This window comes from Mesorhizobium sp. CNPSo 4671 (assembly GCF_057784245.1).
Genome location: NZ_JBWLUW010000004.1, coordinates 414,497 through 430,772 on the forward strand (window position 1 = coordinate 414,497; position 16,276 = coordinate 430,772).

The 16,276-nt window shown below is 65.0% G+C and carries 16 protein-coding genes; 8 read left to right on the forward strand and 8 right to left on the reverse strand.

Features of this window, described 5'->3' with window-relative positions; genetic code table 11:
* The first annotated feature begins 115 nt into the window (after positions 1-115).
* Positions 116-1,519, forward strand: coding sequence for an RtcB family protein (locus AC04SF_RS14105; RefSeq protein ID WP_488478292.1), 1,404 nt, complete (start codon positions 116-118; stop codon positions 1,517-1,519).
* A gap of 47 nt (positions 1,520-1,566) precedes the next feature.
* Here the strand turns inward: AC04SF_RS14105 and AC04SF_RS14110 are convergent, their stop codons facing one another.
* Positions 1,567-2,436, reverse strand: coding sequence for a helix-turn-helix domain-containing protein (locus AC04SF_RS14110; RefSeq protein WP_488478293.1), 870 nt, complete (start codon positions 2,434-2,436; stop codon positions 1,567-1,569).
* Between the two features lie 93 nt (positions 2,437-2,529).
* Between AC04SF_RS14110 and AC04SF_RS14115 the strand changes: the two genes are divergently transcribed.
* Positions 2,530-4,074, forward strand: a complete 1,545-nt coding sequence (locus AC04SF_RS14115; protein WP_488478294.1) for a 4-hydroxyphenylacetate 3-hydroxylase N-terminal domain-containing protein — start codon at positions 2,530-2,532, stop codon at positions 4,072-4,074.
* Positions 4,075-4,080: 6 nt separating this feature from the next.
* Positions 4,081-4,590, forward strand: a complete 510-nt coding sequence (locus AC04SF_RS14120; protein ID WP_027040919.1) for a flavin reductase — start codon at positions 4,081-4,083, stop codon at positions 4,588-4,590.
* 3 nt (positions 4,591-4,593) lie between these two features.
* Here AC04SF_RS14120 and hpaR read toward each other — a convergent pair whose 3' ends face one another.
* Positions 4,594-5,022: a homoprotocatechuate degradation operon regulator HpaR gene (gene hpaR / locus AC04SF_RS14125; RefSeq protein WP_488478295.1), complete on the reverse strand. Its 429-nt coding sequence runs from the start codon at positions 5,020-5,022 to the stop codon at positions 4,594-4,596.
* A gap of 186 nt (positions 5,023-5,208) precedes the next feature.
* Between hpaR and AC04SF_RS14130 the strand changes: the two genes are divergently transcribed.
* The 5 genes from AC04SF_RS14130 to hpaH are packed head-to-tail and all read left to right on the forward strand — an operon-like array spanning position 5,209 to position 9,799.
* A complete protein-coding gene (locus AC04SF_RS14130; protein ID WP_488478296.1) occupies positions 5,209-5,595 on the forward strand; it encodes a 5-carboxymethyl-2-hydroxymuconate isomerase in 387 nt (128 codons plus the stop codon).
* A gap of 12 nt (positions 5,596-5,607) precedes the next feature.
* A complete protein-coding gene (gene hpaE, locus AC04SF_RS14135) occupies positions 5,608-7,125 on the forward strand; it encodes a 5-carboxymethyl-2-hydroxymuconate semialdehyde dehydrogenase (RefSeq protein WP_488478297.1) in 1,518 nt (505 codons plus the stop codon).
* A gap of 15 nt (positions 7,126-7,140) precedes the next feature.
* Entirely contained in the window at positions 7,141-8,121 is a 981-nt protein-coding gene (hpaD, locus tag AC04SF_RS14140; protein ID WP_488478298.1) for a 3,4-dihydroxyphenylacetate 2,3-dioxygenase, read from the forward strand.
* A 41-nt stretch (positions 8,122-8,162) separates the two neighbouring features.
* Positions 8,163-8,996 carry a fumarylacetoacetate hydrolase family protein gene (locus AC04SF_RS14145; protein ID WP_488478607.1) on the forward strand — a complete coding sequence of 278 codons (834 nt, stop codon included), beginning with the start codon at positions 8,163-8,165 and terminating at the stop codon, positions 8,994-8,996.
* Complete coding sequence (gene hpaH / locus AC04SF_RS14150; RefSeq protein ID WP_488478299.1) at positions 8,993-9,799, forward strand: 2-oxo-hept-4-ene-1,7-dioate hydratase; 807 nt, start codon at positions 8,993-8,995, stop codon at positions 9,797-9,799. The genes AC04SF_RS14145 and hpaH overlap by 4 nt, the downstream gene beginning before the upstream one ends.
* A gap of 12 nt (positions 9,800-9,811) precedes the next feature.
* On the opposite strand, the gene AC04SF_RS14155 is transcribed toward hpaH, so the two are convergent.
* From AC04SF_RS14155 to AC04SF_RS14180, 6 genes are read right to left on the reverse strand one after another with little or no spacing between them, the layout of a single operon-like run.
* Entirely contained in the window at positions 9,812-10,831 is a 1,020-nt protein-coding gene (locus tag AC04SF_RS14155) for a phosphotransferase enzyme family protein (RefSeq protein WP_488478300.1), read from the reverse strand.
* Entirely contained in the window at positions 10,828-12,135 is a 1,308-nt protein-coding gene (locus tag AC04SF_RS14160; RefSeq protein WP_488478301.1) for an aminotransferase class III-fold pyridoxal phosphate-dependent enzyme, read from the reverse strand. The genes AC04SF_RS14155 and AC04SF_RS14160 overlap by 4 nt, the downstream gene beginning before the upstream one ends.
* Before the next feature lie 37 nt (positions 12,136-12,172).
* Complete coding sequence (locus AC04SF_RS14165; protein ID WP_488478302.1) at positions 12,173-13,522, reverse strand: aminotransferase class III-fold pyridoxal phosphate-dependent enzyme; 1,350 nt, start codon at positions 13,520-13,522, stop codon at positions 12,173-12,175.
* Positions 13,523-13,543: 21 nt separating this feature from the next.
* Complete coding sequence (locus tag AC04SF_RS14170; protein WP_488478303.1) at positions 13,544-14,209, reverse strand: HAD-IA family hydrolase; 666 nt, start codon at positions 14,207-14,209, stop codon at positions 13,544-13,546.
* Positions 14,206-15,492 carry a Tm-1-like ATP-binding domain-containing protein gene (locus tag AC04SF_RS14175; RefSeq protein ID WP_488478304.1) on the reverse strand — a complete coding sequence of 429 codons (1,287 nt, stop codon included), beginning with the start codon at positions 15,490-15,492 and terminating at the stop codon, positions 14,206-14,208. The genes AC04SF_RS14170 and AC04SF_RS14175 overlap by 4 nt, the downstream gene beginning before the upstream one ends.
* Positions 15,492-16,262, reverse strand: a complete 771-nt coding sequence (locus tag AC04SF_RS14180) for an IclR family transcriptional regulator (RefSeq protein WP_488478305.1) — start codon at positions 16,260-16,262, stop codon at positions 15,492-15,494. Before AC04SF_RS14180 ends, AC04SF_RS14175 begins: the two co-directional genes overlap by 1 nt.
* Between the last annotated feature and the right edge of the window lie 14 nt (positions 16,263-16,276).

Here is a 16,276-nt window from a genome sequence, read left to right on the forward strand (position 1 = left end):
CGTGAGGGTTCGTGTCCCTCCTTCGCATCCTCGCGAAGTGGCGGAAAAGATGTCTCGCATTGCCTTGTCGTCCACCCGCAATACGCAGTGCTGATATGGACCGAGAGTGAAAGACATGACTGAGATTTTGAGTGGACAGGATTTGATCGACGCCGGCTTGCCGCAGGGCAAGTGGTTCGGCAAGGCGCTCGTCGCCGCCAATGCGGTGCTGGAAAGCGGTGGATCGCAGGGCGATGCGCTGGAGGCCGCGCGTGCTTTCGCGCCGCCGCCTGCGCTGCCGCTGCACGCGGCTGCCGCCATGCCGCTGCATCTCAACATCGAGGCCGAAACGCCTGACGAGGCTGCCAATGTCGAGGCGGTCACCCGCAGCATGGTCGAGCTGATGCGCACGCCGGTGATCCGCGCCGGTGCCATCATGCCGGACGCCTGCCCGGCCGGTCCGTCGGGCACGATTCCGGTCGGCGGCGTTGCGGTGTCGGAGGCGATCCACCCCGGCATGCATTCGGCCGACATCTGCTGCTCCATGGCAATCTCGGTCTTTCCGGGCGTGGCGCCGGCGGCGCTTCTCGATGCCGTGCATGGGGTCACCCATTTCGGACCGGGCGGGCGTCCGCGTGGCCAGCAGATCCGTCCGGCCAAGGAGGTCTTCGAGCGTTTCGAGGCCAACCCCTTGCTGCGCGACCAGACCAGTGCCGCGATCGAACATTTCGGCACGCAGGGCGACGGCAACCATTTCGCCTATGTCGGCACGCTGAAGTCGAGCGGCGAGACGGCGCTGGTCACGCACCATGGCTCGCGCTCGCCGGGTGCGCGGCTCTATGCCAAGGGCATGAAGATCGCCGAGGGTGTCCGCAAGACGCTGTCGCCGGAGACCTTGCCGCAGAACGCCTGGATTCCGGCCGACACGGGGGAAGGCGATGACTATTGGGAGGCCCTGCAGACGATCCGCGAATGGACCAAGGGCAACCACATGCTCATCCATGATCTGGCGGCCGAAAAGCTGTCGGCGAAGGTGTCGGACCGGTTCTGGAACGAGCACAACTTCGTCTTCCGCCGTTCGGACGGGCTGTTCTACCACGGCAAGGGCGCCACGCCGGCCTTCGACAACTGGGCCGATGACGCGACCGATCTGACGCTGATCCCGCTCAATATGGCGGAACCGGTGCTGATCGTGCGCGGCAAGAACGCGGCGCACGGGCTTGGCTTCTCGCCGCATGGTGCCGGGCGCAATTTCTCGCGCACCCAGCACCGGCGGATGCAGGCGGGGCGCGGCGACGCGGATATCTTCGCGGAGGAGACGAAAGGCATCGACGCCCGCTTCTTCTCCGGCGTGACGGATATCTCGGAGTTGCCGAGCGCCTACAAGAACGCGGCCTCGATGCGCCGCCAGATCGAGCACTTTGGTCTGGCGGAGGTCGTCGACGAGGTGCTGCCCTATGGCTGCATCATGGCCGGCGATTGGGAAGCCAACGTGCCGTGGCGCAAGAAGCGGGAAGCGCGCCAGCAGCAGGGGCGCTAACCGGAAACAGGATGCGGGCCGCAAGGTCCGCATCCACCGCCGTGTGATCAGTGGCCTTGCAGTTGCTTCCTCCGCCAGGCGGCGGGTGCCTCGCCTATTCGTTCGCGAAAGAAGCGTGAGAAATAGGCGGGGTCGTCGAAGCCGATTTCGTAGGCGATGTCCTCGACCGTGCGCACCGTGAACAGCAGCAGCCGCTTGGCCTCCAGCAGCCGGCGCTCGCTGACGATGCGCTTGACGCCGCTGCCCAGCACCGCCCGCGCGGCCTTGTCGAGGAGATGCGGTGTGGTGGCGAGCGCTTCGACGTAACGGTCGACCGGCCAGTTGTCGCGGAAATGCGCATCGACGAGGCGGCGCAAGCCTGTCGCCAGCGACGCATCGGAAGACGGCGCCGCGGCGACAGTCGCCGGCGCGAGACGTGCGATGTGGGAGAGCGCGACAGCGATCAGCGACAGCAGCATCTTGTCGTTGCCGGCCCGCGCCTCGACGTATTCGGCGGCGATCATGTCCAGCACCGTCGCCAACCGCTTCCACGCGGCCCGGTCCGGAAGGCCGTCGGTGAAGACCGGCCGGTCCAGCGGCAGCAGGCTCTGTCCGGCGATCGCGGCCAGCGCATCGTCGGCGACCGAGACGACGATGGCGTCGGTGCCGAGGCCGATCGAGAAGCCATGCACGACATTGCTCGGCAAGAAGCTGACGGCCGGCGCCGAAAAGTCCCAGGATCGGTCCTCGATACGGTAGGTGCCGGAGCCGCTGGTCCAGTAGGTGATCTGGCCCATCTGCGGATGCTTGTGCGCCGCGACCTGGCCGTGATGGATGCTGCCACGCGCAAGCACTGTCTCGACATGCAGGAAGCCGATATCGAGCGGCCGCACCGGCTCGCCATAGACGAAGAAATCGGGAATGGAGCTCTGGCTCATGGCGCCGGAAAAAGTCCAATCGGTTTTGCCGTTCCGTCCATAACCGATCCTCAGGCCTGACGCTAGGATCGCTATATCAAGTGGAGGAACAACATGCGGTCAGAAGATTTTCGTGCGGACAAAGCGCGCCCGTTCACCGGCGCCGAGTATCTGGAGAGCCTGCGCGACGGCCGCGAGGTCTATATCAACGGCGAGCGCGTCGCCGACGTCACCACGCACCCGGCGATGCGCAATTCCGTGCGATCGCTGGCACGGCTCTACGATGCGCTGCATGATCCGAAGCGGCGCGACATGCTGACCTCGGCCACCGACACCGGTTCGGGCGGCTACACGCATAAATATTTCCGCGTCGCCAAATCCTCCGGCGAACTCGCCGCCCAGCAGACGGCGATCGCCGAGTGGTCGCGCATGTCCTATGGCTGGATGGGGCGCACGCCCGACTACAAGGCGGCGCTGATGAACACGCTCGGCGCCAATGCCGACTGGTACGGGCCGTTCAAGGACAATGCGCTTGCCTGGCACAGCAGAGCCCAGGAAGCCGTGCTGTTCATGAACCATGCCATCGTCAACCCGCCGATCGATCGCCACAAGCCGGCCGAACAGGTAAAGGATGTCTTCGTCCACATCACCAAGGAGACGGATGCCGGGATTTATGTTTCCGGCGCCAAGGTGGTGGCGACGTCGTCGGCGCTGACGCACTACAATTTCCTGGCGCAGGGCTCGGCGACGGTCACAGAGGATCCGTCGCTGTCAGTGATGTTCATCGTGCCGATGAATGCGCCGGGGATAAAGATGTTCTGCCGCGTCTCCTACGAGCAGACGGCCAACACGGTGGCGGCGCCCTTCGACTATCCCTTGTCGTCGCGTTTCGACGAGAACGACGCCATCCTGGTGCTCGACAATGTCTTCATCCCCTGGGAGGACGTGCTGGTGCTGCGCGACGCGCAAAAAATCCTGTCGTTCCATCCGGCGTCCGGCTTCATGCACGGCTACTGCTTCCAGGGCTGCACGCGCTTTGCCGTCAAGCTCGACTTCCTCGCCGGCCTGCTGGCCAAGGCGCTGCGCGCCACCGGCGGCGATGCCTTCCGCGGCAACCAGGCCGCACTTGGGGAGGTCATCGCGCTCAGGCACATGTTCTGGAGCTTTTCCAATGCCATGGCCTATAACCCGATCCCGTGGGCGAACGGCGCGGTGCTGCCCAATCTCGACGCCGCGCTCGCCTACCGCACCTTCATGTCGGAAGCCTATCCGCGCGTCATCGACACCGTGCGCCGCGTGATCGCGTCGGGTCTGATCTACCTGCCTTCGTCTGTGCGCGATTTCGACAATCCCGAGATCGACAAATATCTGGCGCAATATGTGCGCGGCTCCAACGACATGGGCCATATCGAGCGCATCAAGATCATGAAGCTGCTGTGGGACGCGACCGGCACCGAGTTCGGCGGCCGCCACGCGCTTTACGAACTCAACTATGCCGGCGCGCCGGAAGAGGTGCGGCTGCAGGTGCTGAAGGGCGCCGAACGCGGCGGGCGGCTGAAGGCGATGGAGGAACTGGTCGACACCTGCATGGCCGACTATGACGAGAACGGCTGGACGGGCGACACCTGGCTCAATCCACTTGCTTCGCCGGCGGGGTGAACGCAGATGGCCACGCAGATTTCGAAGACCGATTTCCGCGACGCCATGGCAAGGGTCTGCGCGCCGGTCAACATCGTCACGACGGATGGCCCGGCCGGGCGCGGCGGCTTCACCGCCACCGCCATGTGCAGCGTTTCGGACGAACCGCCGACGCTGCTGGTGTGCATGAACGGGCGTTCGACACAGGCCGCCATGTTCCTCGCCAACCGGCGCTTCTGCGTCAACGTGCTGACGCATGACCACATGCATCTTGCGGGAAAGTTTGCCGGCGCGACGCGGGACATGGAAGCCCGCTATTCGGCGGCGCGCTGGCAGACGCTGACGTCGGGCACGCCGGCGCTGTCGGATGCGATCGTCAATTTCGATTGCGAGATCGAGGACGTGCATATCGTCGGCACGCACAATGTCATGATCGGCCGCGTCATCGATGTCAGGCACGGCAGCGGCGGTTCGGCCCTGCTCTACGTCGATCGGAATTATACGCAGCCGACGCGGCTGGGGAGCTTTGGCGGGTGAGCCTCAGCTCTCGCCGTCGATCAGCGTCTCCAGCAGGTCGAGCAGCTGCTCCAGCCGCTCATGGCCGAAGCGGCGCTCGATGTCGTCGTAGATGACGCGGCGTTCGGGTGACAGGGCGTCGATCAAGGCGGAACCGGCCGGCGCGATGGTCAGGATGACGCGGCGGCCGTCGCCTTCCGCCTTGTTTCGGGTGATGAATTTCCGACCCTCGAGCGCCTTGATGATGCGCGTCAGGCTGGGTGGCAGCACCGAGGCGCGATCGGCCAGTTCCGTCGCCTCGACCGAGCCGGCTTCGCTCAGCACGCGCAGCACGCGCCATTGCTGTTCCGTCACGTCATGCGCGGCGAGCATCGGGCGAAACCGCGCCATCACCACTTCACGGGCGTGAAGCAGCGCCATCGGCAAGGAGCGGCGGGTGTTCTCGGGCAGCAAGTGAAATTCTCTCCAGCGCTGGCTTGCGATCGGCGGCAGGCTTTGCCCAGCATCGCTGGCCGCCAAAGCCCGTCACGGTCATCCCGTATCGTCGCCACAGGTCGGATGCAAGGCTTGACTTCGATGACACCGCATGTAATTAACGCGTTAACTACAACAATACAAGCGACCAGGGAACGAAACGCGGTGCCGCATTTCTCCATCGAGTATTCGGCCAATCTCGATGCCAACGTCGACATGGGCGAATTGTGCGCGCTGGTGTTGCGCACCGTGCTGGACACCGGGCTGTTCGAGACAGGCGCGGTGCGGGTGCGGGCCTTTCGCGCCGAGGCCTACGCCATTGCCGACAATCTGCCGGAAAACGCCTTTCTCGACATGTCGTTTCGCATCGGCACCGGCCGCAGCGCCGAGGACAAGAAGCGGACCGGCGAGGCCGTGTTTGCGGCGGTGAGCCAATATCTGGCCACGCTGTTCGAGACCCCGCATTTCGCTTTGTCGCTGGAGATCCGGGAAATCGACCCGGTGCTGAGCTGGAAGAAGAATGCAATCCACCCGCGGCTGCGCGGCAAGTGACGGAAGACTGACATGTCCGATCTCGAAGGCAATCTGAAAATGGCCGAGGAGTATCTCGCCCGCTTCAAGAAAGACGGCGTACTGAACCAGATCGGTGGCGAGGCGGTGCCGGCCGCCGACGGCTCGACTTTCGAGACGCTGTCGCCGGTCGATCTGAAGCCGCTGGCCAAGGTCGCACGCGGCAACGCAACCGACATCGACCGTGCCGCCAAGGCGGCGAAGGCGGCATTCCCGGCCTGGGCCGCCATGCCGGGCGAAGCGCGCAAGAAGCTGCTGCACAAAATAGCAGACGCGATCGAGGCGCGTGCCGAGGAGATCGCCTTCGTCGAATGTATGGACACCGGCCAGGCACTGAAATTCATGGCCAAGGCGGCGTTGCGCGGTGCGGAAAATTTCCGCTTCTTCGCCGACCGAGCACCGGAAGCGCGCGATGGCGAGACGCTGCGAACCACGGGGCAGATCAACCTGACCACGCGGGTGCCGATCGGCCCGGTCGGCATTATCACGCCGTGGAACACGCCGTTCATGCTGTCGACCTGGAAGATCGCCCCGGCGCTGGCCGCCGGCTGCACCATCGTCCATAAGCCGGCTGAATTTTCGCCGCTGAGCGCCCGCTTGCTGGTCGAGATCGCCGAGGATGCCGGCCTGCCGAAAGGTGTCTGGAACCTGGTCAACGGCCTCGGCGAGCATGCCGGCAAGGCGCTGACCGAGCACCCCGACATCAAGGCGATCGGCTTTGTCGGCGAGAGCCGCACCGGCTCGATGATCATGAAACAGGGCGCCGACACGCTGAAGCGCGTGCATTTCGAGCTCGGCGGCAAGAACCCGGTGATCGTCTTCGCCGATGCCGACCTCGAACGCGCCGCGGATGCGGCGGTGTTCATGATCTACTCGCTGAATGGCGAACGCTGCACGTCGTCGTCACGGCTTCTCGTTGAAGCCTCGGTCTACGACCAGTTCACCGATCTGGTGGCGGAGAAGGCAAAGCGCATCACAATAGGCCATCCGCTCGACCCGAAAACCGTGGTCGGGCCGCTGATCCATCCGTTGCATGAGGAAAAAGTGCTGTCCTATATCGAGATCGGCAGATCGGAGGGCGCGGTGGTTGCCGCCGGCGGCGGCAAGTTCGCGGGCCCGGGTGGCGGCTGCTATGTCAGCCCGACGCTGTTCACCGGCGCCACCAACAGGATGCGCATCGCCCAGGAGGAGATTTTCGGGCCGGTGCTGACCGCGATTGCCTTCAAGGACGAGGCTGAGGCGCTGGCGCTCGCCAACGACACGCAATACGGCCTGACCGGCTATCTCTGGACCTCCGATGTGACCCGCGCCTTCCGCTTCACCGATGCGCTCGAGGCCGGCATGATCTGGGTCAATTCGGAAAATGTGCGGCATCTGCCGACGCCGTTCGGCGGCGTCAAGAATTCCGGCATCGGCCGCGATGGCGGCGACCATTCCTTCGACTTCTACATGGAGACGAAGAACGTCGCCTTCGCGACCACGGCGCACGCGATCCAGAAACTCGGCGGCTGACCGGAGGAGATCAGAATGCCTTTGCCCAAACCCAACCTCTATCCCGCCTTCAACATCGTGCGCCTCAGCCATGTCGAACTGGCGGTGACCGACCTTGCCAAGTCGCGCGCCTTCTATGTCGACACGCTCGGCCTGCAGGTCACCGACGAGACATCGGGCGCCATCTACCTCAGAGCCATGGAGGAGCGTGGCCATCACTGCATCGTGCTGCGCAAGGCGACGACGCCGGAAGCGCGCGACCTCGGCTTCAAGGTTTTTTCAGACGAGGATCTCGACAAGGCCGAGCATTTCTTCAAGGCCAAGGGCCTGCCGGTGGAATGGGTCGAGCGGCCCTACCAGTCGCGCACTTTCCGCACCCGGGATCCGCACGGCATTCCATTGGAATTCTATGCGCAGATGGAAAGGCTGCCGCCGATCCATCAGAAATACGCGCTCTACAAGGGCGTGAAGCCGCTGCGCATCGACCACTTCAACTGCTTCTCGCCCAATGTCGACGAGTCCGTCGCCTTCTACAACGAGCTTGGCTTCCGCGTGACCGAATACACCGAGGATGCCTCGAGCGGAAAGCTGTGGGCGGCCTGGACGCACCGCAAGGGCGGCGTGCATGACATCGCCTTCACCAATGGCGTCGGGCCGCGCCTGCACCACGTCGCCTTCTGGGTGCCGACGCCGCTCAACATCATCGATCTGCTCGATTTGATGGCAACGACCGGCTGGCTGCCGAACATCGAACGCGGCCCCGGCCGGCACGGCATCTCCAACGCCTTCTTCCTCTATATCAGAGACCCGGACAACCATCGCATCGAGATCTACTGCTCGGACTACCAGACGGTCGATCCGGACCTCGAGCCGATCAAGTGGGATCTCAAGGACCCGCAGCGGCAGACGCTGTGGGGCGCGCCGGCGCCGAAAAGCTGGTTCGAGGAAGGCAGCACCTTTGCGGGTGCCACCGCACGCCAGCCGGATCTGACGGCATCGCCGATCATTGCGCCGTGAGCAGCACCATGAACCGGCTCGCCACCTTCACCATCAACGGCATGACCCGCTATGGCGCGGTCACCGACAAGGGTGTCATCGACCTGTCGGCTCGCCACAGCCAGTGGCCGACATTGCGCGAAGTGATCGAGGCCGGCGCCTTGCGGCGGCTGGCGGAAGAGGCCGAGGACTTTGCCGCCGATTTCCCGCTCGATGCCATCGCCTACGACATCCCTGTCCCGTCGCCGGAAAAGATCATCTGCGTCGGCGTCAACTATCCGGACCGCAACGAGGAGTACAAGGACGGCCAGGCGGCCCCTTCTAACCCGTCGCTGTTCATCCGCTTCCCCCGTTCCTTCGTCGGCCATGACACGCCGCTGGTGCGGCCGCCGGAGTCGCCGCAGCTCGACTATGAAGGCGAAATCGTCATCGTCATCGGCAAGGGTGGCCGGCGCATCGCCGAGGCCGATGCACTCGGCCACATCGCGGCACTGTCGCTGTGCAATGAAGGCACCATCCGCGACTGGGTGCGGCATGCCAAGTTCAACGTCACGCAAGGAAAGAATTTCGACCGCACCGGCTCGATCGGGCCGTGGCTGGTACCGTTCACGGACGAGGCGCAGATCGCCGACATTTCGCTCTCCACCCGGGTCAATGGCGAGCTGCGCCAGCAGGATCGCACCAGCCGGATGATCTTCTCCTTCCGCAAGATCATTAACTACGTCTCAACCTTCACCACGCTGGTGCCGGGCGATATGATCGTCACCGGCACGCCGACCGGCGCCGGCGCCCGCTTCGACCCGCCAATCTGGCTGAAGCCGGGCGATGTGATCGAGGTCGAGGCCGACGGCATCGGCGTGCTCAGGAACAGCGTCGTCGACGAGGCAGCTTCATGACCCCGGAGCAAGTGGAAGACGCCGCCAACCGGCTGTTCGAAGCCGAACGTTCGCGCCAGCAGATCCGGCTGCTCAGCCTGGATTATCCGCAAGCGACCATGGAGGACGCGTACCGCGTCCAGGCGGCTCTGGTGAAACGCAAGACCGATGCCGGACTGAAGCCGAAGGGCTGGAAGATCGGCCTGACCTCCAAGGCGATGCAATATGCGCTTGCCATCGACACGCCGGATTCGGGCGTGCTGTTCGACGACATGTTCTTCAACGACGGCGCGACCATTCCTGCCGGCCGTTTCATCCAGCCGCGCGTCGAGGCCGAGATCGCCTTCGTCATGAAAGCGCCGCTCAAAGGGCCAGGCGTCACCATCTTCGACGTGCTTAACGCCACCGACTACATCACGCCAGCGCTGGAAATCCTCGACACGCGCATCGAGCGCGTCAATGCCGAGACGAAGAAGGCGCGCAGCTTCTTCGACACGATCTCCGACAATGCCGCCAATGCCGGCATCGTCATCGGCGGCCGGCCGCAGCGGCCCGATGAAGCCGATATGCGCTGGATCGGCGCCATCGTCTCGCGCAATGCCGAGGTCGAGGAGACGGGCCTCGGCGCCGGCGTGCTCAACCATCCGGCCATGGGCATCGCCTGGCTGGCCGACCGGCTCGCCCGCTACGGCCTATCGATCGCAGCCGGCGAGGTTGTGTTGTCGGGATCGTTCGTGCGCCCGGTCGAGGCGCGACCCGGTGACACGATCGTTGCCGATTTCGGCACTTCCGGCACGGTCAGCATCCATTTCGCCAAGAGCTGACCGTTCGGCAGCTCACGCGCCGTGCAGATAGGCCGCCACGACGCCGGCGGCGATGGTCGAGATGCGCATGCCGGCTTCCCTGGTAATGTCGCCTTCGACGCGGCTCTGCACCCAGCCAAGGAAGGCAAAGGCCCGAAGCGCTGAAAACAGCGGCAAGGCCGCGACGTCCTCTCGCGTCAGGTCGCGCTCCTGCCGGTAGCCGTCGAGCAGCGAAGCCTCGATCAGCGGATAGAGCGCCTCCTCGCGGTTCTGGTAGAGCGCGACAGCAAGATCGTAGGCGTGCCAGCCATGGCCGCAATCGTCGAAGTCGATAATCTGGATGCTGTCGCCGTCGAGCAGCACGTTCTCGCGCACCAGGTCGGCATGGATCAGGCCGAAATTGCGCGCGCTGCGCTCATGCCGCGAGAGTGCCTCGACAGCCTTGTGGTGTGCACGGTGGACCAGTTCGCGATTGGCATCGTCGAGAAACGGGCAGGTCTCGAAGCGGCCCCAGGTCGGGTTTGCGCCGAAGAAACCGTCGAAATCCCAGGCATGGCGGGCAAAGCCGGGCGGCGGCGCCCAGCCGGCGGCGGCATTGTGCATGCGCGCGATTGTTCGCCCTATGGCGGTGAAGACGTCTCGCGCGCGTAGCGGTGTGTAGCCGAGCGGCACGCCGCGCGCGCCAACGGCGCAGCCCTCAAGCCAGCTCAGGCAATCGACCTGGCGCGGCGTGGAAGTGCCGAGGCCGACCGGCACGAACAGGTCGCCGGCTAACGTCGGCACCGGGGATGGCGTGGCGACACCGGCGGATTGCAGGAAGGCCATCCATTGCAGTTCCGAGCGCAGCGCGGCGTCGGAGTGGTAGCCAAGCCGATGAATGCGCAAGGCGGCCGGCCGGCCGTCGGCCAGGCGCACGCGAAAAACCGCATTCTCGCGGTATTTCAGCAGCTCCGGCTCGCCGCCGTGGACACCCCAATGGGCGAGCGCGTGCCTGGCAAGCGCTGTGACATCAGCCGCCGTCTCAGGCTCGGATCGCGCGGAAACCGCGTTCACGCCGCCACTCCACCGACTTCACCGAGCACTTCGTCGAGCGTGCCGATCAAAAGGTCGGCATTGGCGCGGGAAAACGGCATGGGCGGGCGGATCTTGAGCACATTGCCGTGGATGCCGGTCTTGCCCATCAGCACGCCACGGTCACGCATGGCGTTGATGACGCGCCCGGCTATGTCGGGCGCGGGCTCGCGCGTCTGGCGGTCGCGGACCAGTTCGGCGCCGAAGAACAGGCCAGCGCCCCTGACTTCGCCGATGCAGTCATGCCGATCTGCCAGCGGCTGCAGCAAATCGAGCGCATAGGCGCCGACATCGCGTGCGTTGGCGACAAGCTTCTCCTGTTCCAAAACATCGAGGACGGCGTTGGCCACGGCGCAGGAGACCGGATTGCCGCCAAAGGTGTTGAAGTAGCGGAAGGCGTTGCGAAAAGTGGCCAAAACCGCCTTCGTGGTCACCACGGCGGCGACCGGGTGGCCATTGCCCATCGGCTTGCCCATGGTCACGATGTCGGGAACGAAGCCGGCGCGCTGATGACCCCAGAAGCGGCTGCCAGTGCGGCCGAAGCCGGGTTGCACCTCATCGGCGATGACCAGACCGCCGGCGTCGCGCACCGCCGCCACGGCGTCGTCAAAAAAGCCGCTGGGCAGCGTCGGAAAGCCCTCATTGGCGAGCAGCGGGCACAGGATCATGCCGGACAGGCCGATGCCGTCCTTTGCCAGCGACGCGATCGCCTCGCGTACGGCGTCGCCGAACGCCTTGCCGTTGGCCATCGTGTCGGGGTGGCGAAAACTGTCGGGCGCCCGCACCAGCCTGACATGGGGAGCGCGGCCACCGACCGGAGGCATGCGCGTGCTGAGCTGCGAAACCGCGGATGTGTTGCCGTGATAGGTGGCGTCGGTGGCAATGATGCCCATCCGGCCTGACGTCGCCTGCGCCATGCGCAGCGCGATGTCATTGGCCTCGCTGCCGGTGCAGGTGAGGATGGCGGTGGAGAGACTGGCGTCGAAACTCGCCGTCAGCCGCTCGACATAGTCGAGGATGGCGGTGTGCAGATAGCGCGTGTGGGTGTTGAGCAGGCTTGCCTGCCGGCACAGCGCCTCGACCACATGCGGATGGCAATGGCCGACATGGGCGACATTGTTGTAGGCGTCGAGATATTTGCGGCCATCGGCATCGTAGAGCCAGACACCTTCGCCGCGCACCAGATGCACAGGCTCGTCATAGAACAATTGCGATTTCGCACCGAGCAGGCGACCGCGCCGGCTAACGAGCGTCTCCTCGGTCATTTTCTTCTGCGATTGTGTCATCTGTAGGTACCTGAACCTCGTTGTATCTGCCGGCTCATCAGACCTTCGACAGGCCTGCGCCGATCGCCTCACCGATCTTGGCGACATCAGCGGCGCTGATGATCAGCGGTGGTGACAGGATGATGTTGTTGCCGGACACACGCAGCATGACGCCGGCTTCGAAGGCCGCCTCCGAAACCAGGGCCATGGTCTTCTTGTCGGCAGGTTTTTTAGTCGCGCGATCCGAGACCAGCTCCAGCGCGGCCATCAGGCCCTTGTACCGGACATCGCCAACGATGGCGTGCTTGGCCTTGAGCCCCTCCAGCACGGCCGCCAGTTCGACGCCACGTGCCGCGGCGTTCTCGTTCAGGCGAAGCCGTTTGGTTTCGGCAAGGGCCGCCAGTCCCGCAGCGCAGCCGACCGGATGGCCGGAATAGGTGTAGCCATGGCCGATCGCGCCAAAACTTGTCTTGTCGGTCTCGAACACGTCGGCGACCTTGGCGCCGATCAGTGTCGCGCCGAGCGGGAAATAGCCCGAGGTGATAGCCTTGGCGATGGTCATGAAATCCGGTTTCACACCTGTCAGCCGCGAGCCCGACCAGGCGCCGGTGCGGCCGAAGCCTGTCACCACCTCGTCGGCGATCAGCAGGATCTCGTGGCGGTCGCAGATTTCGCGCACCAGCGGCATGAAGCTTTCGTGCGGAACGATGACGCCGCCGGCGCCGAGCACCGGCTCCATGATGAAGGCGGCGATGGTGTCGCCGCCCTGGAAGGCGATCTCGTCCTCCAGCGCCTTGGCGCAGAGCTTGGCCAGCCGCGCCGGATCGGTCTCGTCGAAGGGGTTGCGGAAGGTCCAGGGCGCCGGAATGTGGAAGACGCCGGGCAATAGCGGCTCGTAGTTGCGGCGGAAATTGGCATTGCCATTGACCGACGCACCGCCGAAATGCGTGCCGTGATAGCCCTTCTTCAGCGCCAGGAACTTTGTCCGGTCGCCCTGGCCGCGGATCTTCCAATATTGTCTCGCCAGCCGAAGCGCTGTTTCGACCGAGTCCGAGCCGCCCGAGGTGAAGAAGGTTCGCACCATGCCTTCCGGCGCAAACCATTCGGAAAGCTCGTAGGCGAGCTCGATCGACGGTCCGGTCGAGGTGCCGCGAAAGCCGGAATAGTATGGGAGAGCGCCGAGCTGGTCGGCAATCGCCTTCTTGATCGGGTCGCAGCTGTAGCCGAGATTGACGTTCCACAGGCCGCCGACGGCGTCGAGCACGCTCTTGCCGTCGATGTCGGTGACGGTGACGCCCTCGCCCTTCATGATCACCTTGGGCGGATTGGCCCGCATCTCGGCCGGATGCGCCATCGGGTGCCAGATCGGCTTGGCATTGGTCTCGGTGAGGAAATTGATGTCGCGCATCACAAGGCTCCGCAAATGGTCTCAGGTAGCTGGGACGAGGTCGAAATGGGCAAGGGCTTCGGCATAGGAGAGTGCTGGCCGCGCAACGTCGAAATGCACCGTGCGCATGCCGGCGGCACGGCCGCCATCGACATTACGCTGCTGGTCGTCGACGAAGACGCAAGCTTCGGCGGGCAGGCCGAGCGCCTCGGTGACGAAGCCATAAGCGCGCGGGTCGGGCTTGAGGATGCCGGTGTAGGTGGCGTCGATGATGGTTTCGAACACGAGCAGCGGCAGCCGCCGGCGGAAATCCGCGCCGTAGAACAGGTCGAGTTCGTTGGACAGGATCGCCAGGCGAAACCCGGCGGCATGGACGGCGCGGATGGCATGGTCGGCCTCAGGCCGCACTACCTTTTCCGGCTCGGCGCCGCGCGCGCGCTGGACAAAGGTTTCCATCGCCTGCCAATCCTCGCCGACGAGCCGGCCGACCTCGCTGGTGCGGGTGCGCCAATAGTCGCGCTCGCTGATCTCGTCGGCCTGCATGGCGCGCCACAGCGGGTCGCTGTCCGGATCGAACGGTCCCCGCCATTGCAGCGTTCCGGGCTTCAAGCCGAGCGCCTGTTCGGTCAAGGCATGGGTCTCGAATAGGGTGCGGGTGACGACACCACCGAAATCGAGGACAAGCGCCTGGGCACGAACAGCGCTCACGCTGCCACTCCCTTGGCCGGCAGGCCGCGCGGAACGATGCCCTCCTCGACCCAGCGGTCGAAGATTTCCAGCGCCTTGGCGACGAAACCGTCGCTGTTGATGTGGGCATCGATCTCGTGGAACTCGACTCCGGCGGGAATAGCCTTGCGCATCTCATCGACAAAGGCGGCGAGCGCTTCAGGCTCGTAGAGCGGCTCACCCTCCGTGTCCCATTCCTGGATGCCCTGGGAAGGCAGGATGAAGGCGGAGCGGCCTTTCGAGGCGCCGAGCTTGGCGGCGATGGTCCTGGCGACCTCGCGGCGATCATCGGCATCGACGGTGATCGAGGCGATCAGCCTGTTATGGGCATGAAATGGGCGCTCTAAGAATTTAGCCGGCAAATCCTGCCAGGTCGGCAGGTCGACCATGTCGACCGCGCCGGGGGCGGCGATCTGCGGAATGCCGCAGGCGCCGGCATTTTCCAGCCGGTCGTTGCCGGAGGAGACGACGGAACCGGCCAGATGATTGGTGATTTCCTGCAGGCTGAAGTCGAAGACCGCGCAGAAATGGTTCTGGCCGGCGATCGATTCGAAGGCGCGGCCGCCCATCCCGGTGGTGTGGAAGACGGCGACATCATAGCCGCGCCGTTCCAGCGCCGGCTTCAGCGTCTTCATGTAGCGCAGGCAGGAGCTGCCGAGCGAGGTCATGCCGATGGTCGGGCCGATTGCCAGGGCAGAGGCGCGGCTCTCGAGCACGATTTTCGCGGCGCCGACCACGGCGCCGCAAGCCTGCGACAGGACCAGCTTGCAGATCGAGTTGAGGCCGTAGAGCCCGCCGGCCCAGAGGATCATCATCAAATCCGGCGCGACGCGCTCGGGCGGGATCAGGTGCGAATAGGCGATGGTAGAGACGACGAATTTCGGCACGCCGAGCGGCAGGGAAAGCGCCACGTCGAGCGCCAGATCGGTGCCCATCGAGCCGCCTATGGCGATGAAGGCGTCGATCTCGCCGTTTTGATGCAGCTGGCGCACGAGTTGCACGGCGCCGCCGGCCATCAATGTCATGGCGGTGTTCTCGTCGCCGCTGGCGACAATCTCCTCGATGGTCACGTCGACGGCCCGCGCGACGGCATGCTTGTCGTGATCGGGGCTGTAGGGCGGATTGCCGAGAACGCTGACATCCATCATCACGGCGCTGCCGCCCGACGCCTCGATGCAGGCTTTCATGAACAGCAGCTCGTCGGCCTTGGTATCACCGGTACCGATGACCAGGATGCGGGGCGCCGTCGCGGTCTGTGCAGACATCAGGCCTGCCTCCTCAGGGTTTGCAGGTTGTCGCCATTGAGGCGCATCGAAATCTCCCGTGCCGCTTGCATGACCGCAAGCCCTCGTTGCGCGATGTCGGCCGTCGTCGTTCTCGCCTTCGGCGCCGCCACCGCGATGGTGCCGAGCGCGAAACCGTCTGCCGCCAGGATTGCCGCCGCGACGGAGATGACGCCCTCTTCCAGGCCCTGATCGCAGACCGAATAGCCGCGCTCGCGCGCCTCGGCCATGGAGCGCGAGATGGCGGCGGGATCGATCAGCGTATGCGCCGTGAAGGCTTCGAGCGGCCCCGCCAGGCATGTCTTGACGGCCTCATCCCGGGCGAAAGCCAGATAGGCGATGCCCGACGCAGTCGAATGCAGGGGCAGAAGTTGGCCGATGTCGATGTTGACCCGGTTTGCCCAGCTGGGATGCTCGACATGGACGGTGACCAGCCTGTCGGTGCCGAATTCCGACAGATGCACGGTCTCGGCCGTTGCGCCAGCCAGATCCCGCACCAGCGGCACCGCGGTCTGCAGGAAGGGGAAGCGGGCCTCGCGGATGCGCGCCAGCCGCGATAGGCCGGCGCCAAGCCGATAATGCCGCGTGCCGGCGTCCTGCTCGACGAAGCCATGGCCGGTCAGGGCCACCAGCAGCCGCCGCGTCGTCGCCTTGTCGAAGCCCGACCGGCGCGCCAGATCGGTCAGCCCGAGTTCGGGCTCAGCCACGGTGAAAAGCTCCAGAAGTGAAATCGCCTTGCCGACCGTACCCACATTTGCCTCCAAGC